At 71.5% G+C, this 19,610-nt stretch carries 18 protein-coding genes and 1 riboswitch; of the genes, 7 read left to right on the forward strand and 11 right to left on the reverse strand.

Annotation, left to right across the window (positions count from 1 at the left end; all coding sequences use genetic code 11):
* Positions 1-5: 5 nt before the first annotated feature.
* On the reverse strand, positions 6-569 hold the full coding sequence (locus KBX34_RS27445; protein ID WP_210927774.1) for a hypothetical protein: 564 nt from the start codon (positions 567-569) through the stop codon (positions 6-8).
* Positions 570-846: 277 nt separating this feature from the next.
* Between KBX34_RS27445 and KBX34_RS27450 the strand changes: the two genes are divergently transcribed.
* The gene (locus KBX34_RS27450) at positions 847-1,992 is read left to right on the forward strand and encodes a snapalysin family zinc-dependent metalloprotease (RefSeq protein WP_374223725.1); all 1,146 of its coding nucleotides are present in this window, start codon (positions 847-849) and stop codon (positions 1,990-1,992) included.
* 125 nt (positions 1,993-2,117) lie between these two features.
* Entirely contained in the window at positions 2,118-2,765 is a 648-nt protein-coding gene (locus KBX34_RS27455) for a hypothetical protein (protein WP_210927778.1), read from the forward strand.
* 188 nt (positions 2,766-2,953) lie between these two features.
* Here the strand turns inward: KBX34_RS27455 and KBX34_RS27460 are convergent, their stop codons facing one another.
* Positions 2,954-5,737 (reverse strand): ATP-binding protein, encoded by a 2,784-nt coding sequence (locus KBX34_RS27460; protein ID WP_210927780.1) that lies wholly within the window; start codon positions 5,735-5,737, stop codon positions 2,954-2,956.
* A gap of 204 nt (positions 5,738-5,941) precedes the next feature.
* Here KBX34_RS27460 and KBX34_RS27465 point away from each other — a divergent pair, with 204 nt between their 5' ends.
* Complete coding sequence (locus tag KBX34_RS27465; RefSeq protein WP_210927782.1) at positions 5,942-7,699, forward strand: M28 family peptidase; 1,758 nt, start codon at positions 5,942-5,944, stop codon at positions 7,697-7,699.
* 63 nt (positions 7,700-7,762) lie between these two features.
* On the opposite strand, the gene KBX34_RS27470 is transcribed toward KBX34_RS27465, so the two are convergent.
* Complete coding sequence (locus KBX34_RS27470) at positions 7,763-8,461, reverse strand: SDR family oxidoreductase (protein WP_099852851.1); 699 nt, start codon at positions 8,459-8,461, stop codon at positions 7,763-7,765.
* A gap of 150 nt (positions 8,462-8,611) precedes the next feature.
* Here KBX34_RS27470 and htpG point away from each other — a divergent pair, with 150 nt between their 5' ends.
* The gene (gene htpG, locus KBX34_RS27475; RefSeq protein ID WP_210927784.1) at positions 8,612-10,540 is read left to right on the forward strand and encodes a molecular chaperone HtpG; all 1,929 of its coding nucleotides are present in this window, start codon (positions 8,612-8,614) and stop codon (positions 10,538-10,540) included.
* Between the two features lie 66 nt (positions 10,541-10,606).
* Here htpG and KBX34_RS27480 read toward each other — a convergent pair whose 3' ends face one another.
* Positions 10,607-11,299: a nitroreductase family protein gene (locus KBX34_RS27480; RefSeq protein WP_210927786.1), complete on the reverse strand. Its 693-nt coding sequence runs from the start codon at positions 11,297-11,299 to the stop codon at positions 10,607-10,609.
* Entirely contained in the window at positions 11,296-11,631 is a 336-nt protein-coding gene (locus KBX34_RS27485) for a helix-turn-helix transcriptional regulator (protein WP_088951703.1), read from the reverse strand. The genes KBX34_RS27480 and KBX34_RS27485 overlap by 4 nt, the downstream gene beginning before the upstream one ends.
* Positions 11,632-11,696: 65 nt before the next feature.
* Here KBX34_RS27485 and KBX34_RS27490 point away from each other — a divergent pair, with 65 nt between their 5' ends.
* Positions 11,697-12,359 carry a ThuA domain-containing protein gene (locus KBX34_RS27490; protein WP_210927788.1) on the forward strand — a complete coding sequence of 221 codons (663 nt, stop codon included), beginning with the start codon at positions 11,697-11,699 and terminating at the stop codon, positions 12,357-12,359.
* A gap of 154 nt (positions 12,360-12,513) precedes the next feature.
* Positions 12,514-12,686, forward strand: a riboswitch (cyclic di-AMP (ydaO/yuaA leader).
* On the forward strand, positions 12,687-13,358 hold the full coding sequence (locus tag KBX34_RS27495) for a transglycosylase family protein (RefSeq protein ID WP_210927790.1): 672 nt from the start codon (positions 12,687-12,689) through the stop codon (positions 13,356-13,358).
* A 124-nt stretch (positions 13,359-13,482) separates the two neighbouring features.
* Here KBX34_RS27495 and KBX34_RS27500 read toward each other — a convergent pair whose 3' ends face one another.
* From KBX34_RS27500 to KBX34_RS27510, 3 genes are all read right to left on the reverse strand, one after another.
* The gene (locus KBX34_RS27500) at positions 13,483-13,854 is read right to left on the reverse strand and encodes a hypothetical protein (RefSeq protein ID WP_099852862.1); all 372 of its coding nucleotides are present in this window, start codon (positions 13,852-13,854) and stop codon (positions 13,483-13,485) included.
* 123 nt (positions 13,855-13,977) lie between these two features.
* On the reverse strand, positions 13,978-15,165 hold the full coding sequence (gene dinB / locus KBX34_RS27505; protein WP_210927799.1) for a DNA polymerase IV: 1,188 nt from the start codon (positions 15,163-15,165) through the stop codon (positions 13,978-13,980).
* A gap of 57 nt (positions 15,166-15,222) precedes the next feature.
* Positions 15,223-15,660: a VOC family protein gene (locus KBX34_RS27510; protein WP_210792914.1), complete on the reverse strand. Its 438-nt coding sequence runs from the start codon at positions 15,658-15,660 to the stop codon at positions 15,223-15,225.
* A 94-nt stretch (positions 15,661-15,754) separates the two neighbouring features.
* Here KBX34_RS27510 and KBX34_RS27515 point away from each other — a divergent pair, with 94 nt between their 5' ends.
* Complete coding sequence (locus KBX34_RS27515; RefSeq protein WP_210927801.1) at positions 15,755-16,729, forward strand: YafY family protein; 975 nt, start codon at positions 15,755-15,757, stop codon at positions 16,727-16,729.
* On the opposite strand, the gene KBX34_RS27520 is transcribed toward KBX34_RS27515, so the two are convergent.
* The 3 genes from KBX34_RS27520 to KBX34_RS27530 form a co-directional block, all read right to left on the reverse strand.
* On the reverse strand, positions 16,624-17,220 hold the full coding sequence (locus tag KBX34_RS27520) for a GNAT family N-acetyltransferase (RefSeq protein ID WP_210927803.1): 597 nt from the start codon (positions 17,218-17,220) through the stop codon (positions 16,624-16,626). The genes KBX34_RS27515 and KBX34_RS27520 overlap by 106 nt on opposite strands.
* Positions 17,217-17,738 (reverse strand): GNAT family N-acetyltransferase, encoded by a 522-nt coding sequence (locus KBX34_RS27525; RefSeq protein ID WP_088951705.1) that lies wholly within the window; start codon positions 17,736-17,738, stop codon positions 17,217-17,219. Before KBX34_RS27525 ends, KBX34_RS27520 begins: the two co-directional genes overlap by 4 nt.
* 195 nt (positions 17,739-17,933) lie before the next feature.
* Positions 17,934-19,508 carry an FMN-binding glutamate synthase family protein gene (locus KBX34_RS27530; RefSeq protein WP_088947899.1) on the reverse strand — a complete coding sequence of 525 codons (1,575 nt, stop codon included), beginning with the start codon at positions 19,506-19,508 and terminating at the stop codon, positions 17,934-17,936.
* Positions 19,509-19,610: the final 102 nt, after the last annotated feature.

The following is a 19,610-nucleotide window of genomic DNA, read 5'->3' on the forward strand; positions in this document are numbered from 1 at the left end:
AATGATCACCACTGGTGGGCCACGTCGAGCACGATCCGACTGTGTCCGCCGGGACCTGCGAGGACGAACGTGCGGAACGGCAACCGCGCCCGTACGCCGACCGCGAAGGTGCTGTAGCCCTCGAAGCTGCCGCCGAAGACGACGTCACGCAGTGTCGGGTAGCGCAGCAGGTTCGCGACGTGCTCACCGACCGCGTACGGCACCGTGCCCTGGTGTGCGTCGTCGTACGCCGGTGCGCGCAGCGAGACCCGCAGCAGCGCCCCTCCCGCGGTGTACGGCGACAACGCCAGCCCCTCGCCCTCGGTCCACGTCTCGCCGTAGCCGACCGCGTAACCGTCGACCGGGCCGGCGAACTCGAACACCACCCGGTCGTAGCAGTCGTGCCGACCGGTGCGGACGTCGACCAGCGGGGCGTCGCTGAGCGCGCCGGCCGACTTCTCCGCGCTGCCCCAGGTGATGCCGCAGTACGCCGGCCCGGTCGTGGTGCCCGCCGCGGTGCTGCTGCCCGCGCCGACGAGCAGTCCGGCGAGGACGACCACCATCGCCGTCAGTGCGCTTCTGATCCTCATCGTGGTTCTCCGTTCGAGATTCGGGGCCACGTGGCGGCGGCGCTGCCGGTGGCCCTCTGCCGCCACCGTCGTCCCTTCTCGGCACGGGCACTTCGCCACGGCGTAACCGCCGCGTAACAGTGGATTTCCTCGGCGGTATGACGCTTCCGCTATGTCGGACATCGGTCGCCCGGGCTCTAGCATTCACGTACATCGATGATCGGTGGCCGGTGGCCGCCGGGCGACCGTAGGGGAGTGCGTGATGTTCCGACGACAACTGAGACGTACGGCGATGGCCATGCTGGTGGCCGTGCTGGCGGCAGCCGGGGTGCAGCTCGCCACGGGCGCTCCGGCCGCCGCCGTACGGACCGTCTACTACGACGCGAGCCGGACCGGTGAGTTCCGCACCAACTTCGACCAGGCGGCGCAGATCTGGAACAGCCGGGTCAGCAACGTCCGGCTGCTGGCCGGCACCCCGGCCAGCATCACCATCTACGTCGACGACGGCTGGCCCCGGGCGCAGCCGACCGGCCTCGGCTCGGGACGGATCTGGATGGGCCGCACGGCCGTCAACCAGGGCTACGACCGTAACCGCATCGCCGCCCACGAGATCGGGCACATCCTGGGCCTGCCGGACCGGCGTACCGGATTGTGCACCGACCTGATGTCCGGCAGCAGCGCCCCGGTGTCCTGCCGCAACGCCAACCCCAGCTCGACCGAGGCGAGCCGGGTGAACTCGCTGTTCGCCGGCAGCCTGGCCGCTCCGGCCAGTACGACGTACACCTGGAGCGGCGACTCCGACATCGAGCCGTTGGTGGTCGGCGGCCGACCGGCGTCGGAGAACTACCCGTTCATGGTCTACGTCTCCGGCTGCACCGGCACGCTGATCAAGGGCAACTGGGCGGTCACCGCCAAGCACTGCTCGACGCCGTCCTCGGTGCGGGTGGGCAGCGTCAACCGCTCCAGCGGTGGGACTGTGGTGCGGGTGACCCGTGCGGTCAACCACCCGAGCGTCGACGTCAAGCTGCTGCAACTGGCCAGCTCGGTCACGTACGCCCCCGCACCGATCCCGAGCACCTCCGGTGCGGTCGGCACCGCCACCCGGATCATCGGCTGGGGTCAGACCTGCGCGCCCCGGGGCTGCGGATCGGCACCGGCGGTCGCCAACGAGCTGGACACGTCCATCGTGGCGGACAGTCGGTGCTCCGGCATCAACGGCCCGTACGAGATCTGCACCAACAACACCAACGGCAATTCCGGCGCCTGCTACGGCGACTCGGGTGGGCCGCAGGTGCGCCGCGTCAACGGAGTGTGGAACCTGATCGGCGCCACCAGCCGGGCCGGCAACAACAACTCCACCTGCGCCACCGGCCCGTCCATCTACGTCGACCTGCCGTCCATCCGGTCCTGGATCTCCACCCAGGTCGGGGGTCTGCCCGTCTGACCATCAAGGACAGTGCAGCGGGGACGCGCGCACGACGCGTCCCCGCTCGCGGCGTGTTGGGGTCACCCCACGCTGTCGCCCATGGGATACGGTGCGTGGCATCTCGACACATCCGAGGTGGACCCATGCCTGCCCTCGTCGCACTCGCGCTGACCCTCGCTCTCGCGCCCACGCCGTCCCCGTCGGCCACCTCAGGTCCGGTCGCTGACCTCCTCGGTGGCGTCGGCCGGATCGTCGACGACCTCCTCGATGGCGGCGACCCGCCGAGCACGGCGCCAACCGCGCCCCCCACGCCGAGCCCGACGGCGGTCACTGACCAGCCCAGCCCGGTGCGGCCAACCGCGGCCCCCACGCCCGCGGGGTCGTCGGCCGCCGTCCAGGTCCCGGCCGCCCCGGTCGCACCGGCTCGACCCGCCGGTGGCGAGGTCACCGGCACCCGGGAGGCAACCGTGCCCCGCCGTGACGGTGCCCCTCCCGCTCCGGTCACCCCGCCGACGCTCGCCAGCCCCGCCCGCGACGGGTGGCCGCCGGTGTCCTACGTGCTGGTCCTGGCTGCCATGGTCGTGTTGGCCGTGTGGCTCCTGCGCCGCCGTCCGTCGGCCCCCGCAGCCGCACCCGCGCCCGATCTCGCACCCGCGCCCGATCCGGCACCCGCGCCGGATCCTGGACCCGTGCCGGACAATGTCAGCCGGTTGCCGACCAGCCTCAACGCGATCTACGAGCTGGGCCGGCTGGACGAGCGGCTCGCCCAGGAGCGCGGTCGCCCGACCTGAGGCGCCCGCCGGCCTCACGCCCCACGACATCGCTCGAGCTGGCCGCGGTGATGCGCGAGGGGCGGCGGTCGCGGATCGGTCGGCGGGTTGCCGGCGCCGGGGCTGCGACGCTCGTGGCGGGCGTGGCCACCGTTGTCGTCGTGGTGGCGGTCGGTGCCGCCGGCTCTGACACGCCGCCGGCTGGTCGCTCAGGCCGGTTCGGCCAACCGGCGCTCGATGGTCACCGTCGTCCCCTCGAGGGTGGAGACCAGCCGCACGTCGCCGTACGCGTTCATCAGCAGCGCGCCGCGTCCCCGGTCCATCGCCGGTCGCCGGTCCCGCCAGGTGCCGAAGTCCCGCACCGAGATCCGGACCAGGCCGACACCGACCTGGACCCGCACCCGCACCTCCGGACGGCTGGGCCGCTGCGCGTGCTCGACGGCGTTGTTCATCGCCTCGGACGCGGCGAGCAGCAGATCCTCCAGCACGTCCGGGTCGACGTCGAGGTCGCCCAGCGTCCGCCGGACGTCCCGACGCATCATCGCGGCCGAGGTGGGTGCGGACGGGTACGCCCACCTGACGTCCAGGACGTCGCCGAGCCCGTCGCCCAGCCCGTTCCGGTCGGCCGGAGCCGCCGGCACCACTGACGTGTCGCCGACGGGTTCGACCGCCGAAGCCGGTGCGGTGGCGGCGACCTCGGCTGGTCGCGTCGTCGCCGATGCGGCGTCGACCGTCGCTGGGTTGGCGGCGATGCGGTCGCGGGCCCGCCGGATGGCCGCGCGGATCCGCGCGATCAGCTCGGTCGCGGCGAACGGCTTGACCAGGTAGTCGTCGGCCCCCAGGCTCAGGCCCTCCACGCTGGCGTCACCCCCGGCACGGGCGGAGAGCACCAGCACCGGCAGTGCCCGGGTCGCCGGGTCCGCGCGCAGCCTGCGCAGCAGGTCGAAGCCGTCCATCACCGGCATCATCACGTCGGTCAGGACCAGGTCTGGCCGCTCTCGGTGGATCTCGTCGAGGGCCTGCCGGCCGTCGGTGACGGCCCGTACCCGCCAGCCCTGCCCGGTGAGCAGCCGGGTGAGGTACGCCCGCATGTCGCTGTTGTCGTCGGCGACCAGGATCCGGGAACCGGCCAGCTCGTCCACCGCCGGGCCGATCGTACGGTCGGGCTCCGTCACACTGCCGTCCGGTTCGGCGAGCCAACCCATCGCCTCCTCGACAGCGGCGCGGGCGGCGTCGCCCCGCCCGTCCACCGGCGGGCCGGTCAACGCCGTTCGGCGCGCCGCCGACCAGGGAAGCGCCACGGTGAAGGTGCTGCCGACGCCCACCCGGCTGGCCACCCGGACCTCGCCGCCCTCCAGCCGGGCCAACTCGTGCACCAGGGCCAGGCCGATGCCGGTGCCCTCGTGGCTGCGTGAGCGGGCGCCCCGCACCCGGTGGAAGCGTTCGAAGAGTTTCGGCAGGTCCTGGTCGCCGATGCCGATGCCGGTGTCGGCGACGGTGAGGCGTACCTCCTCGTCGTCGGTGTCCAGGGTGACCCGGATCCGGCCGATGAACGTGTATTTCAGAGCGTTGGAGAGCAGGTTGGTGACGATGCGTTCCCAGTTGACCGGGTCGATGGTGACCGGCCGTGGCAGCGGTGGGCAGGCCACCTCCAGGGTCAGCCCGGCCCGCTCGACGGCGGCCCGGAACACGCCGGCCAGCTCGGTGGTGAGCGCGGACAGGTCGACCGCGCGGGCGTCGCTGCGGGTCCGCCCGGCCTCCAGGCTGCTGAAGGTGAGAAGGCTGTTGACCAGCGTCAACAGTCGGGTGGCGTTGCGCCACGCGGTCTCCACCCGCTCCCGCTGCACGGGGGCCAGGGGCGCTGTGGCGTCGGTGAGGGCGTCGGCCAGTGGGCCGAGCATGAGGGTCAACGGGGTACGGAACTCGTGGCTGACGTTGGCGAAGAAGTCGGTCTTGACCCGGTCCAGTTCGGCCAACGCCTCGACCCGGCGCCGCTCCTCCTCGTACTCCTGGGCGTTGCGCAGCGCCACGGAGATCTGCTGCGCCAGCAGCTGGTTGAAGGACCGGTACGCCTCGTCGAGCCCTCGGCTGGGGCTGACCCCCGCCAGCAGGACACCGAGCGGCTGGTCCTCGTCGCCGGAGGGCAGTGGCAGCGCCAGCGCGGTGCGGACCAGGTCGCCCCACGGGCCGGCGGGCAGTGGCAGCCGTTCGGCGACGTCGGTCACCTGAGTCGGGCGGCCCTCGGCGGCGTCCGGCAGCCCCCAGGCGTACGCGACCGGGCCGGGGTCGGCCAGCTCCACGGTGTCCGGGAGTGCCCCCTCGTGTCCCTGGTCGCCGCCCGTGCAGGCGAGCCGCCGCAGCACCGTGCCGTCGCGCAGGTAGATGGCGGCGAACGGCACGTCCAGCGGGTGGCTGTCGATCGTGTCGATCAGCCGGGCACCGGTGGCGTCCACGTCGACGGTGCGCCCGTCGCCGAGAACGGACAGGTCGCGCAGCAGGCGCAGACGGCGCTCGCCGACCACCTGCTCGGTGACCTCGCTGCACACGGTGAACACCCCGACGGTGCGGCCCTCGTCGTCGCGGGCCGGCGCGTGCGAGACGCTGAAGTACGCCTCCTCGCGGTAGCCGGCCCGCTCCAGCAGCAGTTGCAGCGCGGGGACCCAGCTGGCCACCCCGGTCGCCATGGCCTGCTCGATCAGCGGGGCGAGCACGTCCCAGCCCTCGGCCAGGGTCACCCGCACGTCGTTGCCGAGCGCGGCGGGGTGCTTGTCGCCGATCAGCGTGGAGTACGCGTCGTTGTAGAGCTGGGAGAAGTCGTCGCCCCAGAGCAGCAGCATGGGGTAGCGGGAGGAGAGCACGAGCCGGACCGCGGCGCGCAGGCTCTGTGGCCATCCGCTGACCGGACCCAGTGGCGTACGGGCCCAGTCCAGCTCCGCCATCAGCCGACCGGTGTCACCGCCGCCGCTGAACAGGTCGATGCTGGGTCGTGTCACGCTCGACCCGGCCCCATCGCTAGCCCCCGTTCCGGGCCCGACGACCCCTGCTGGCGTTACCTACCCATCCTGGCACCTCTACTCACCTGTGCCGCCGCCGGTACCCACCGTCGAAGCGGCGGCGGTTCGGGACGAACGACCGATGCCCAATTGATCGACATCTGTAAGTGTCTCGGGTATCTCTCCAACCCCCGAGGAGCCCCCATGAGAGGCAGAACGCTGAGCGCGGGAATCGCGCTTGCCGTGTTCGCCGGAATGACGGTGACGCTGGCTGCCCAGCCGGTAGCCGCGTCGCCCATGACCACGATGACGGAGGCCCGGCCGATCGCCGCGACCGCCGCCGCGTTGGCAGCACCGGACATCTCCGTCAGCAACGTCCAGGCCCACCTCACCCAGTTCAACAGCATCGCCACCAGCAACGGCGGTAACCGCAGGGCCGGCTCGGCCGGCTACACCGCCTCGCTCACCTACGTCAAGACCAGGCTCCAGTCGGCCGGCTACACCGTCAGCGAGCAGTACTGCTCCAGCTGCACGTACCCCTCGAACAACCTGATCGCCGAGTGGCCCGGCGGCCCGACCGACCAGGTGGTCATGTTCGGCGCCCACCTCGACGGCGTCTCGGCCGGCCCCGGCATCAACGACAACGCCACCGGCTCGTCCACCCTGCTGGAGAACGCCCTGGTCCTGGCCGCGCAGAACCCGACCATGACGAAGAAGGTCCGGTTCGCCTGGTGGACCGACGAGGAGCAGGGGCTCAACGGCTCCCGGTTCTACGTCAACTCGCTCAACACCACCCAGCGCGGCTACATCAAGGGCTACTACAACTTCGACATGGTCGGCTCGGTCAACGGCGGCTACTTCATCAACCGGGTCACCTCGACCACGGCGGCGCCGCTGAAGGCGTACTGGGACTCGTTGGGCCTTGCGCCGGAGGAGAACGTCGAGGGCCAGGGCCGCTCCGACGACTACTACTTCCAGCAGGCCGGCATCCCCACCTCGGGCTACGCCGCCGGGGCCAGCGCCCGCAAGACCAGCTCCCAGGCCGCCAAGTGGGGCGGCACCGCCAACTCGGCGTACGACCCCTGCTACCACCGTGCCTGTGACACCACCGCCAACGTCAGCGCGACGGTGCTGAACAGGGCGGCCGACGGTGTCGCGTACGCGCTGTGGCAGCTCGCCGTGGGCGGCGGCACCCCCACCAACGACTTCTCCGTCGCGGTGAGCCCCACGACGCGCACCGTCGCGCGGGGCGCCAGCACCACCGCCACGGTCTCCACCGCCACCACGGCCGGCTCGGCGCAGTCGGTCAGCCTTTCCGCCTCCGGCGCGCCCAGCGGGGTGAGCGTCTCGTTCAGCCCGTCCTCGGTGACCTCCGGCGGCTCGTCGACGATGACCCTCACCGCGTCGTCAAGCGCCGCGACCGGCACCTTCACAGTGACGGTCACCGGCACCGGCTCGGTCACCCGCAGCGCCACCCTCACTCTCACGGTCACCGGCACCGGCGGCTGCGCGGCCACCCAGGTGATCGGCAACGGCGGCTTCGAGAGCGGCGCCACAGTGTGGACGGCGTCCTCCGGCGTTATCACCAACTCCAGCAGCAAGCCGGCCCGGACCGGGTCATACAAGGCGTGGCTCAACGGGTACGGCAGCACCCGCACCGAGACCCTGTCCCAGTCGGTGACAGTGCCGGCCGGCTGCGCCAGCTACACGCTGTCGTTCTGGACTCGCATCGACACCGCCGAGACGACCACGTCCACGGCGTACGACAAGCTGACCGTGCGGATGGGCTCGACCACGCTGGCGACGTACTCGAACCTCAACGCCTCCACCAGCTACGTCCAGCGCACGCTCAACGTTGCCGCGTACGCCGGGCAGACGGTGACGCTCACGTTCACCGGCACCGAGGACTCGTCGTTGCAGACCAGCTTCGTGATCGACGACGTGACGTTGCAGGCGAGCTGACCGCGTACCCGCAGAAGCGAGCCGCCGCCGGGGCTTCCCGGCGGCGGCTCGTCGCGTCGTGGGTCAGGGGAGCTGCGGGTAGAGCGCGGCGACGCCGCCGGCCAGCCCGGCCTGCACCTGGCGGCTGAGGTCGTCGGCGAGGATCTCGTACGCGTCGGCCTCGATGCCGTCCACCCCGATCCGGGCGATCGTCGCCGGGTCCAGTTTCGGGCCGGTGACGTCGGCGGCCATGTCGGTGTCCAGGTAGCCGACGTGCAGGCCGGCGACCCGGATGCCCCGCTCGGCGAGCTGGACGCGAAGGACGTTGGTCATCGACCACTCGGCGGACTTGGCGGCGCTGTAGGCCCCGTGGATCGGCAAGCCGAACCAGGACAGCACGGAGAGCACGTTGAGGATCGTTCCGCCGCCGTTGCCGGCGATGACCGGCGCGAACGCCCGGACAGTCGAGAGGGTGCCGATGTAGTGGGTCTCCAGCTCCAGCCGGACGAGGTCCAGGTCGCCGTCGAGCAGATCGGTCCGGGTGTCGATGCCGGCGTTGTTGATCAGCAGGTTCACGTTCCCGGCCAGCTCGGCGGCTGCGGCCACCGAGGCGGGGTCGGTGATGTCGAGGCGGACCGGCGTCACGCCGGGCAGGTCGACGCTGTCGGGGTTGCGGGCGCCGGCGTAGACGGTGGCGCCCCGGGCGAGGAGTTCGGCGGCCAGGTGTCGGCCGAGGCCACGGTTGGCGCCGGTGACGAGAGCGGTGCTTCCAGCGATCTTCATGGCCGTCACGCTATCCGACCTGACTTACGTTCACCAAAGTCAGCTACGTCACGACGGTGACCCCCCTGAATCGGGAATGCGACCCCGAGGCGGCCACAACCCTGCCGGTGACGGCTCGTATCCTTTCCGCGAACCTCCGCACGAGCCGAGATGGGAGACGGTGTGAGCAACCAGGCCGAAACGTTGGAATTCCAGGCCGAGGCGCGTCAGCTCCTCCAGTTGGTGGTCCACTCGATCTATTCGAACAAGGACGTCTTCCTGCGGGAACTCATCTCGAACGCGTCCGACGCCCTGGACAAGCTGCGACTGGCCACGCTTGTCGACAAGGACCTCGTCGCCGACACCGACGACCTGCACGTCGCCCTCGAGGTCGACCGGGACGCCCGCACCCTCGCCGTGCGGGACAACGGCATCGGGATGACCCGCGACGAGGTCGTCCAGCTGATCGGCACGATCGCCAAGTCGGGCACCGCCGAGCTGCTGCGCAAGCTGCGCGAATCCGCCGACGCCCACGCCTCGCAGGACCTCATCGGCCAGTTCGGCGTCGGCTTCTACGCCGCGTTCATGGTGGCCGACCGGGTCACCCTGCTGACCCGCAAGGCCGGCGAGACCGGCGGCACCCGCTGGGAGTCCACCGGCGAGGGCACCTACTCGATCGAGTCGGTCGACGAGGCGCCGCAGGGCACCACGGTGACCCTGCACCTCAAGCCGGTCGACACCGAGGACAACCTGCACGACTACACCGCCGAGTGGACCGTCCGGGAGATCGTCAAGCGATACTCCGACTTCATCGCCTGGCCGATCCGGATGAGCGTCGAGCGGCCCGGCGCCGACGGCGAGGCCGCCACCAGCGAGGTGCAGACCCTCAACTCGATGAAGGCACTCTGGGCTCGACCCCGCGACGAGGTCGACGCCGCCGAGTACAACGAGTTCTACAAGCACGTCAGCCACGACTGGGCCGACCCGCTCGAGGTCGTGCACATGAAGGGCGAGGGCACCTTCGAGTACGAGGCGCTGCTGTTCCTGCCCAGCCACGCCCCGCTCGACCTGTTCTCCCCGCAGGGCCGCCGCGGTGTCCAGCTCTACGTCAAGCGCGTCTTCATCATGGACGACTGCGAGGCGCTGGTCCCGACCTACCTGCGCTTCGTCAAGGGCGTGGTCGACGCGCACGACCTGTCGCTGAACATCTCCCGCGAGATCCTCCAGCAGGACCGGCAGATCCAGATCGTCCGCCGTCGCCTGGTGAAGAAGATCCTCGCCACGGTCAAGGACCTCAAGGCCAACCACGCCGAGAGGTACCGCACCTTCTGGACCGAGTTCGGCGCGGTGGTCAAGGAAGGGCTGATCGACGACACCGACAACCGCGACACCCTGCTGGACCTCCTGTCGGTCGCCTCCACCCACGACCCCGCCGAGCCCACCGACCTGGCCGGCTACGTCTCACGGATGAAGGACGGCCAGAGCGACATCTGGTACGCCACCGGCGAGTCCCGGGCCGCCATCGAGAACTCGCCGCACCTGGAGGCGTTCCGGGCCAAGGGCCACGAGGTGCTGCTGCTCACCGACCAGGTCGACGAGGTGTGGGTCGAGCGGGTCGGCGCGTACGACGGTCGGCCGCTGCGGTCCATCGCCAAGGGCGAGATCGACCTGGACACCGACGAGGAGAAGCAGCAGGCCGAGGCCGAGCGCGAGCAGCAGCGGCAGGAGTTCGCCGCCCTGCTCGACTGGCTGGGCACCACCCTGACCGACAGCGTCCGGGAGGTGCGTCTGTCGTCGCGGCTGACCACCTCGCCGGCCTGCGTCGTCGGCGACGCCCACGACCTCACGCCGACCCTGGAGAAGATGTACCGGGCGATGGGGCACGAGATTCCCCCGACCAAGCGGATCCTGGAGATCAACCCCGGTCACCCGCTGGTGTCCGGGCTGCGCAAGGCCCACGAGCAGGGCAGCGACCAGGCCGCCCTGACCGAGACCGCCGAGCTGCTCTACGGCCTGGCGGTGCTCGCCGAGGGCGGTGAGCTGACCGACCCGGCCCGCTTCACCCGGACGCTCGCCGACCGGCTGGCGCGCACCCTGTAGCTGGCGTACCCCGTCAAGCGGCGGGCTTCCCGGGTCACCGGGTGGCCCGCCGCCAGCGGTGGCCGGCTACCAGCGGTTCCAGTGGGCGAACCCGTCCGCGTCGGCCCGCGGACCGGGCTTGAAATCGGTGCCCAGGGTGTACGCCACCGGCGTGAGCGCCACCTGCACGACGGTGTCGTAGGGGATGCCGAGCAGGTCTGCCATCTCCCTTTCGTAGCTGAGATGGCTCGTGGTCCACGCGGTGCCGAGCCCGCGTTCCCGGGCGGCCAGCATGAAGCTCCAGAGCGCCGGGATGACCGAACCCCAGGCCCCGGCCTGCCCGCGCACGCTGGCCAGCTCGGCGCGGGACTCGACCCGCAGGCAGGGGATGAGCAGCAGCGGCACCTCGTGCAGGTGATCCGCCAGGTGTTGCAGGCTGCCGGCGATCCGGCCCCACTGCTCGGAGGCGAAGTCCATCCGGCTGAAGGCCGGCCCGGTGCCGCCCGACGCGGGTGGCGGTGCCATCAGCCCGAGTCGCCACAGTCGGGCGACGGCGGCCCGGGTCTGCGGATCCTCGACGAAGATGAAGTCCCAGCGTTGCCTGTTGCGGCCGCTGGGGGCCTGAAGCGCGATGCGCAGGCAGTCCTCGATCACGTCGCGGGGGACCGGGCGTCCCAGGTCGAGACGCTTGCGGACGGCGCGGGTCGTGCTCAGGACCTCGTCGGCGGACAGGCCCAGTGTGCGCGGCCCGCTCTGCCCGGCCGGTCTGGTGTCGCTCATGCGGGAACTCCCACTCGTTCGGTCAGGTCGAGGTTGGCGATGACCGCGGGAAGGAGCCCGGGAAAGCGGTCATTGATGTCGTCCGCGCGCAGTTCGTGTCTGCGGAAGCTGCCGTTGGGCGTGACGCGGAGGACGCCGGCTGCCCGCAGCACCTTCAGGTGATGCGACAGCGTGGACATGCTCACCTCGGACAACGCGTCGAACTTCCCGCAGACGACCCCACCGGCCTGCGCCAACTGTCGTACGACACTCAGGCGCACCGGGTCGGCGAGGGCGCCGAGCACGGTGGCGAGGTCGACCGAGGCGAGATCGGGATGATGCAGGGCTCTCATGGACGCCATGCTAGCTTTGATTTCGTGATTTCGAAAATCGTCCAAATGATGAGCGGAGCACGGTCATGCCGGTCGACACAGTGATCTTCAGCGGGGAGGGCCCGCACGCCGATCCCTGGCACCCGTTGTCCGAGACCAGCGCGGCGATCGCCAAGCTCGTCGGCGACGCGGGCCCGGTGGCGATCGTGACCACCGTCGACCAACTCGCGGCCGCACTCGACGGCGCCCGCCTCCTGGTGGTGAACGCCAGCGCCGACCGCACGGCCCCGATCCCGCAGGACGAGGAGTTCGGCCGCGTCCTCGACGCCTTCCTGGCCCGTGGCGGCAGCCTGCTCGCCACGCACAGCGCGACGATCGCGTTTCCCCAGCTCGCGACCTGGCGGTCCACGGTCGGCGCCGCCTGGGACCACGGTCGGACCTTCCACCCGCCGATCGGAACCAGCCTCATCCGACGCACCGACATCGAGCACCCGATCACTACCGGTCTCGTGGACTTCGAGGTGCACGACGAGCGCTACACCGACCTGGAGTTGCTCGACGGCGTCGACGTCGAGACTCTCTACGTCCACGACGAGGGCGGCGACACCCACCCGCTCGTCTGGGCGCGCACGGCCGGGAGCAGCCGGATCGTCTACAACGCACTCGGTCACGACGCCCGGTCGTACGAGTCGCCGGGGCACGTCGAGCTGCTGCGGCGCATCGTGCTCTGGCTCCGTCACCGCATCTGATCCGCAACGGTCCACGGTGGTCACTGCACACTGACCACCCGCCCGCAACCGCTGCGAGTGACGCCCCGCGTACCCCGGTGAAGAACTTCACAGGGGTTGGGCGATAGTCACCGACCGTGCCTAACGTCGGTCGGGTTCGCCACTGCGGACACCACGGCCGGCAACGCCAAATCCTGCCCCCGGTCGGTGGAACCCAGTCACCCGGGCAGGAGCGGGGGACCCAAACGTTCCTCGGTGCACGTCACCTCGGGGTGAAGCCGCCATCGTGCGGCCGGGCTCCTCGGCCCGAACCCGACAGCTCACCTCGCCGGCGTGGAGGAAGTTCACATGACGTCTGTCTACACGCCCCGTCACCGACGGGTCACCACCCGCCGTCTCGCCGTCGGCACCCTGGCCGTCGGTGCGGTCACCGGTGCTGTCGCCCTCTTCGGCCCGGCCGCCCCCGCGCAGGCCGCGGTCAACTGGGACGCGATCGCCAAGTGCGAGTCCGGCGGTAACTGGAAGATCAACACCGGCAACGGCTACTACGGTGGCCTGCAGTTCTCCCAGAGCACCTGGGCCGGCTACGGTGGCAAGAAGTACGCCGCCCGTGCCGACCTGGCCAGCCGCGGCGAGCAGATCGCCATCGCCGAGAAGGTGCTCGACGGGCAGGGCATCGGCGCGTGGCCGACCTGCGGCAAGAAGGGCGGCTCGTCCGGCGGCTCCGCCACGAAGCCGTCGACGAAGTCCACGCAGAAGCCCACCGCGAAGTCCACGGCGAAGCCCACCGAGCAGCAGGAGCGGCCCTCGCGGCGGGAGCAGCCGGCGACCCGCAACCACGAGCGCACCGCGCCGACCACGGGCGGCCAGACGTACCTGGTCAAGCCGGGCGACACCCTGTCGGAGATCGCCGACAGCCACCGGGTGACCGGCGGTTGGCAGGCGCTCTACGAGCACAACCGGCAGCTGATCGGGGCCGACCCGGGCCTGATCTTCCCGGGTCAGCGGCTCAGCCTCTGACGGTCTTCCCGCGTCAGCGGCTCAGCCTCTGACGGATGACACACGAACGCTCGGCCGGGTCACCGGCCGAGCGTTCGTACGTGTGGTGCGATCAGCCCGAGCGCCCGTACCCCGGGGGAAGCCGTCACGCCGCGGAGGCGGATGCCTTCGACCCTCGGTGCGACGCGACCGGGCCGGCGTTCCAGCCCCAGCGGGGCGCCGGTGCGCTGCCCTCCCCGGACCAGCCCGTGCCGCCCTCCTCGTTGTCGCCGCCGTCGGTGGTCATCTCGACCGGGGCGGGTGTGCTGCGGGCCAGTCGCATCGACTGCTCCGCGCCGGCGCGGGCCGCGCACGGCCAGGACTGCCCGGCGCACTGAAGGTTGCGGCACTGACCCTCGTCGTCCGGCTCGTGGGCGCTCAGCACGTCGATCGCCAGTTGCCAGAGCAGCGGGTCGGTTACGTCGTGCGGCCGCTCGGCAGTGCGACTCGGCCGGTTGCTGGTGTCGTCGTCGGACATTGTGGGTCCCCCCTTGTCAGGCTGTACCCCACAAGGGTCACCCGTCAGCCGCCGGTTAAACCGCCGACCTGCTGTGATGTGTCTCCGGTCGCAGCGGTCGCCGGGACGCCGCACGCAGATCGGTCAATCCGGCAGCAGCGGCATCTCGACGCCCGGCTCCCGGCCGAGCAGGACCGCTCGGGTCAGCGCCGCTGAGCCGAACCGGTCGCGGACCGCGTCCACCGCAGCGTCCAACTCAGCGCCCGGATCGCGGTGAAACGGCAGCTCCGGTTGCACGGGGTTGTCGTCCAGGTTGCCCACTGAGACACCGATCAGTGTGACACCACGACGATCGATCTCGGTCAGCGCGGCTCGCAGCAACGCGCGCGCGGCGGCGAGCAGCGGCGTCGTGTCGGCGGTCGCCTTGCCGATGGTGTGCGAGCGAGTGGCCCGGGTGTAGTCGCCGAAGCGCAGCCGCAACACCACGGTGCGACCGGACCGCCCCGCCGCCCGCATGCGGCGGCTGACCCGGTCGACCAGGCCGGCGAGGATGGCATCCAGCTCCGCCGGGGCATGCGGGGTGCGGCTCAGCGCATGCTGCGCGCCCATCGAGCCGCGCCGCCGGCCGACCTGCACCGAGCGAGGATCGCGGTTGTGCGCCAAGGCGTGCAGGTGCCTGCCGGCGCCCGACCCGAGCAGCGACACCAGGGCGGCCTCACCGAGCCGGGCCACCTCACCGACCGTACGGATCCGGCGTTCCCGCAGCTTCGCTGAGGTGACCGGGCCGACGCCCCACAACCGCTCGACCGGCAGTGGGTGCAGGAACGCCAACTCGGCGTCCGGTGCGACCACCAGCAGACCGTCCGGCTTCGCCACCCCGCTGGCCACCTTCGCCAGGAACTTCGTGCGGGCCACACCCACCGTGATCGGCAGGTGGACCCGTTCACGAACCTCCCGGCGCAGCCGCTCGGCGATCTCGGCCGGCGACCCGACCAGCCGCCACAGGCCACCCACGTCCAGGAACGCCTCGTCGATGGACAGCCCCTCGACCAGTGGCGTGGTCTGCCGGAAGATCTCGAAGACCGCCCGGCTCGCCGCCGTGTACGCCGACATCCGGGGCGGCACCACGATCGCGTCCGGACAGAGGCGGCGCGCCTGCTGACCACCCATCGCGCTGCGTACGCCTCGCGCCTTCGCCTCGTAACTGGCCGCGAGGACCACGCCGCCGCCGACGATCACCGGCCGCCCCCGCAGGCGCGGGTCGTCACGCTGCTCGACCGACGCGTAGAAGGCGTCCAGGTCGGCGTGCAGGATGCTGGCGCCGGGCGACACGTACACATGTTCGCATGGCAGGTGGCCATCTCTGCAATGAGCTGGGCGAACGCCCGATCAGTCGAGGCAGAACTCGTTGCCCTCCGGGTCGGCCATGACGAGGTGACCGGCACCCAGTGGGGGAGCGGGCTCGTGGCGACTGAGTCGGGTGGCGCCGTATGCGGCGAGTCGTTCCGCCTCCGCCTCCAGCGCCGCCATCCGCTCGTCACCCGTGAGCCCGGGAGCGGCCCGCACATCGAGGTGTACGCGATTCTTCACCCGCTTGGGCTCGGGCACCCGCTGGAAGAACAGGCGCGGTCGCACACCCTCGGGGTCGACCACCGCTGAGGCGTCGTTGCGGTTCTCCGGCGGGACCCCCATCGCGTCCAGCGCCTGCTCCCACGACTCGAAGTCTCCGGGCGGTCCCTGCAACTGGTAGCCGAGGGCCTCGGCCCAGAACTCGGCCAACCCGGCGGGGTCGGCGCAGTCGAACGTGATCTGGACGTCGCGGGCCATGTCAGCTCCCTGTCTCGTGATCTGGTCGGTCATGATCCCAGCCTCTCGTGAATAGCGGACAGGGTCGTTCCGCGATCCGTGCGACGATCGGCGTGTGACCGTCGAGGCAACGACCGAGCGGGTGCTGCGGTTGCTGGCGCTGCTCCAACGGCGACCATCCTGGACAGCCGCCGACCTCGCCGCCGAGCTGGGCGTCACCGACCGCTGCGTCCGCCGCGACGTGCAGCGACTGCGCACACTCGGCTATCCCGTGCAGGCGGTGTCGGGCGTCGGCGGTGGCTACCAGCTCGGCGCGGGCACCCGGCTGCCGCCGTTGCTCCTCGACGACGAGGAGGCCATCGCGACGGCGGTCTCCCTGCGCCTCGCCTCGGGCGGCACGATCGCCGGAGCGGGCGAGGCGGCCCTGCGGGCGCTCGCGAAGCTCGACCAGGTGATGCCGTCGCGGCTGCGTGCCGAGGTGCGGGCGGTGCACGGCGCCACGGAGACGCTCCTGGGCCCGGTGGCCGAGATCGACGCGGAGCTGCTGGTGACCCTGGCGCGGGCCTGTCGCGACGCGGTGCGGGTCCGCTTCACCTACCCCGGCCGCGACGGTGGGGACCGCGAACGGACTGTGGAACCGATCCGGATGGTCACCACAGGTCGCCGCTGGTATCTGATGGCCTGGGACGTCGACCGCGACGACTGGCGTACGTTCCGGCTCGACCGGATGGGCGCGGCGACCGCGACGACCTGGCGCTTCCGAGCGCGCGAGCATCCGGATCCCGTCGCGTACGTGCAGCGGTCGGTGACCGAGGCGCCGTACCGGTATCTCGCGCGTGTGCGGGTGCACGCCCAGCCGGACCGGGTGCGGGCGTTGGTGCCACCGCAGGTCGGGCGGGTCGAGGACGACCGCGACGGATGGTGCGTGCTGGTCGTCGGCGGCGAGAGCCTGGACTGGCTCGCCGCGCATCTGGCACGCCTCGATCACGAGATGGAGGTGCTGGAGCCTCCCGAGTTGCGCGAGTCCGTCGGCCGCCTCGCCCGTCGCCTCGCCGTGCTGGCGGGTGAGCCATCGGAACCGGGCGGGTAGTGGCGCAGGGCGTAGTGCCGCAGCGACACCGGGCTGCCGTCCGGGGCGGTCCATGGTGCCGTGCTCGTCCCGACGCGCCGCCAGCCGGTGCGCTCGTAGAGCGCGGCGGCCGCTGCACCACCGGCGGCCAGCTCCAGCACGAGGTCCGTACCGCGTCTGCTCGCCCACTGCCGGGCCCGGTCCAGCAGCGCGCTGCCCAGCGCCAACCCTCGGGCGGACGGCACCACGAAGAGGCGAGCCACCTCGGCTCTCGGCCGGGCCGGCGGCCCGCCCGCCGGGTCGGGGATCCGATGCACCGCGACATGCCCCACGACGGCCCCGTCGGCGTCGACCGCCACCCAGGCGCGCGCCGGGTGCGGCTCGCGCAGCCAGCGGTGCGGGTCGGCGGGCCAGTTCAGCGGGTACCTGTCGACCCGGTGAACCTCGGCGAGCCCCGCGACGCAGCCGTCCAGGTCGGTGGCGCGCCGCCGGCGGATCCGCGGCTGGTTCACAGGTCGTCGAACGGGCCGGCGTAGCGGAATTCACCGCGGATCGACTCCCGCCACGCGGTCAGCGGCCGGGCCTGGAAATACTGCGGCCCCCACGGCTGCGGCGGGGTGACGCCCAGCTCGACGGCGGGCCGGAACCCGAAGCGCGGGTAGTAGTCAGGGTGCCCGAGCAGCACCACCAGCGGCTCGTCCCGCGCGTCGGCTGCGCCGAGCACCGCGTGCATCAACGCGTGGCCCACCCCACGGCGCTGCCAGTCGGGCAGCACACCGAGTGGCCCCAGCCCGAGCGCCACCGGCTCGCCGGCCACCCGGCCGCGCGTGGCCACCACGTGCCCCACCACCTGGCCGTCCGAATCGGTCGCCACCAGCGAGTACGCGGGCAGCCAACCCTCGTCGGCGCGCAGCGCGTCGACCAGTGTCGCCTCGACCGGTACGCCAGCGCCGTCGGTCCTGGCGAACGCGGCGGAGTGAACCGCCCGGATGGCGTCGGCGTCGGCGTCCGTCTCGCGTCTGATCAGCACCGCGCCACCATAGGCCCACCGTGTCGCCGGCTCCACGCCTTTATCACCTGCGCCGACGTGCCGACGGTCGTCGCTTCGGAGTCATGCCGGCGGGCACGCCCGGCGGGCATGACGCGAAAACGACTGATGACTGTGAGGCATAAATATGCCTCACAGTCATCAAGCTCATGGGCCCATGGGCTCGGACCTGGGACCTCAGCCCACGGCGGTGGCCGAGGGTGGGGCGCTGCCGCCCTGGGGCACCTCCGGAGTCATCAGCCGGATGATCTCCGCCCGGTCGGCCGGCGAGGGCATACCCCATTCGGGCCGGTAGCCGTACACCTCATGCAGTGGGGTTGAGCAGGTGCGGCCGTTCAGGATCTCCACGGCGTCGGTGCCGATCAGGCCGGGGTGTTCGACGCCGCAGGCCTCGGCGACCTTGGTCAGGTCGCGGCGCAGCGTCTGCAGGTAGTTGGCCGCCCGGACCGACTTCAAAGTCGGGTCCAGGCCCCGGGTGAGCCACGTGTTCTGCGTCGCGACACCGGTGGGGCAGGTGTCGGTGTGGCACTTCTGTGCCTGGATGCAGCCGATCGACAGCATCGCCTCCCGGCCGACGTTGACCAGGTCGCAGCCGAGCGCGAAGGCCACGATGGCGTTGTCCGGCAGGCCGAGTTTGCCGCCGCCGATGAAGACCACCTGCTCGTGCAGATCGTGCTCGGCGAACACCTTGTAGACCCGGGAGAAGCCCTGCTGGAACGGGAGCGACACCGAGTCGGTGAAGATCAGCGGCGCGGCGCCCGTCCCACCCTCGCCACCGTCGATGGTCACGAAGTCGACGCCTCGGCCGGTGTCGCGCATCAGGGTGGCCAGCTCCTGCCAGAAGCCCAGGTCACCGACCGCCGACTTGATGCCGACCGGCAGGCCCGTCTCGGCGGCCAGCAGCTCCACCCAGTCGAGCAGGCTGTCGCAGTCGGAGAACTCGGCGTGCCGGGACGGGCTCACGCAGTCCTGACCGGCCGGGATGCCCCGGGTGGCGGCGATCTCGGCGGACACCTTCGCCCCCGGCAGCAGCCCGCCGAGGCTCGGCTTGGCGCCCTGGCTCAGCTTGATCTCCAACGCCTTGACCGGTGCGCCGGCCACCAGGTCCTTCAGTCGGTCGAGGCTGAACCGGCCGTGTTCGTCGCGGCAACCGAAGTACGCCGTTCCGAGCTGGAAGACCAGGTCACCGCCGTTGCGGTGGTACGGCGACAGGCCACCCTCGCCGGTGTTCTGCAGGCAGCCGGCGAGTGCGGCCCCCTTGTTCAGTGCGGTGATGGCGTTGCCGGAGAGCGAGCCGAAGCTCATGCCGGAGATGTTGACCACCGACTCCGGGCGGAACGCGCGGGCCCGCCCCCGGGCCGCGCCGAGCACCTTCGCGGACGGCAACCGCACGTCGTGCCCGGCGGCGGGTGTCGACGGCGGCACGGCCCGCCCGAACGTGCGGTGCTTGATGATCGGGTAGCCGGGGGTGTACTCGATGTCATTGTCCGTGCCGAAGCCGAAGTAGTTGTTCTCCTGCTTCGCCGACGCGTACACCCAGCGGCGTTGGTCGCGGGTGAACGGCCGTTCCTCGTTGTTGCCGGCGACGATGTACTGCCGCAACTCCGGGCCGATCGCCTCCAACAGGTAACGGGCGCGACCGAGCACCGGATAGTTGCGCAGCAACGCGTGGTCGCGCTGGATCAGGTCCCGCGCGGCGAGCGCCGCGACGGCGGCGGCGACAGCGGGTACGGCTCGACGGGCCCATTTCATGCCCGGCACTCTTTCCGCCCGCACCTCTGGCCAAACCGGCCCCGCCGATTCAATGCGCTGGTCAGGACCGGGGGCGGGGACCACGAGGCGTGCCCAGCGGCG

This window comes from Micromonospora sp. M61, assembly GCF_018070245.1.
GTDB classification, from domain to species: Bacteria; Actinomycetota; Actinomycetes; order Mycobacteriales; family Micromonosporaceae; genus Micromonospora; species Micromonospora zamorensis.

Excerpts from the sequence above, each read along its gene's own strand:
- KBX34_RS27445 (WP_210927774.1), bottom strand. The coding sequence starts at position 569 with ATGAGGATCAGAAGCGCACTGACGGCGATGGTGGTCGTCCTCGCCGGA.
- KBX34_RS27450 (WP_374223725.1), top strand. The coding sequence starts at position 847 with ATGCTGGTGGCCGTGCTGGCGGCAGCCGGGGTGCAGCTCGCCACGGGC.
- KBX34_RS27455 (WP_210927778.1), top strand. The coding sequence starts at position 2,118 with ATGCCTGCCCTCGTCGCACTCGCGCTGACCCTCGCTCTCGCGCCCACG.
- KBX34_RS27465 (WP_210927782.1), top strand. The coding sequence starts at position 5,942 with ATGAGAGGCAGAACGCTGAGCGCGGGAATCGCGCTTGCCGTGTTCGCC.
- KBX34_RS27470 (WP_099852851.1), bottom strand. The coding sequence starts at position 8,461 with ATGAAGATCGCTGGAAGCACCGCTCTCGTCACCGGCGCCAACCGTGGC.
- htpG (WP_210927784.1), top strand. The coding sequence starts at position 8,612 with ATGGGAGACGGTGTGAGCAACCAGGCCGAAACGTTGGAATTCCAGGCC.
- KBX34_RS27480 (WP_210927786.1), bottom strand. The coding sequence starts at position 11,299 with ATGAGCGACACCAGACCGGCCGGGCAGAGCGGGCCGCGCACACTGGGC.
- KBX34_RS27485 (WP_088951703.1), bottom strand. The coding sequence starts at position 11,631 with ATGAGAGCCCTGCATCATCCCGATCTCGCCTCGGTCGACCTCGCCACC.
- KBX34_RS27490 (WP_210927788.1), top strand. The coding sequence starts at position 11,697 with ATGCCGGTCGACACAGTGATCTTCAGCGGGGAGGGCCCGCACGCCGAT.
- KBX34_RS27495 (WP_210927790.1), top strand. The coding sequence starts at position 12,687 with ATGACGTCTGTCTACACGCCCCGTCACCGACGGGTCACCACCCGCCGT.
- KBX34_RS27500 (WP_099852862.1), bottom strand. The coding sequence starts at position 13,854 with ATGTCCGACGACGACACCAGCAACCGGCCGAGTCGCACTGCCGAGCGG.
- KBX34_RS27510 (WP_210792914.1), bottom strand. The coding sequence starts at position 15,660 with ATGGCCCGCGACGTCCAGATCACGTTCGACTGCGCCGACCCCGCCGGG.
- KBX34_RS27530 (WP_088947899.1), bottom strand. The coding sequence starts at position 19,508 with ATGAAATGGGCCCGTCGAGCCGTACCCGCTGTCGCCGCCGCCGTCGCG.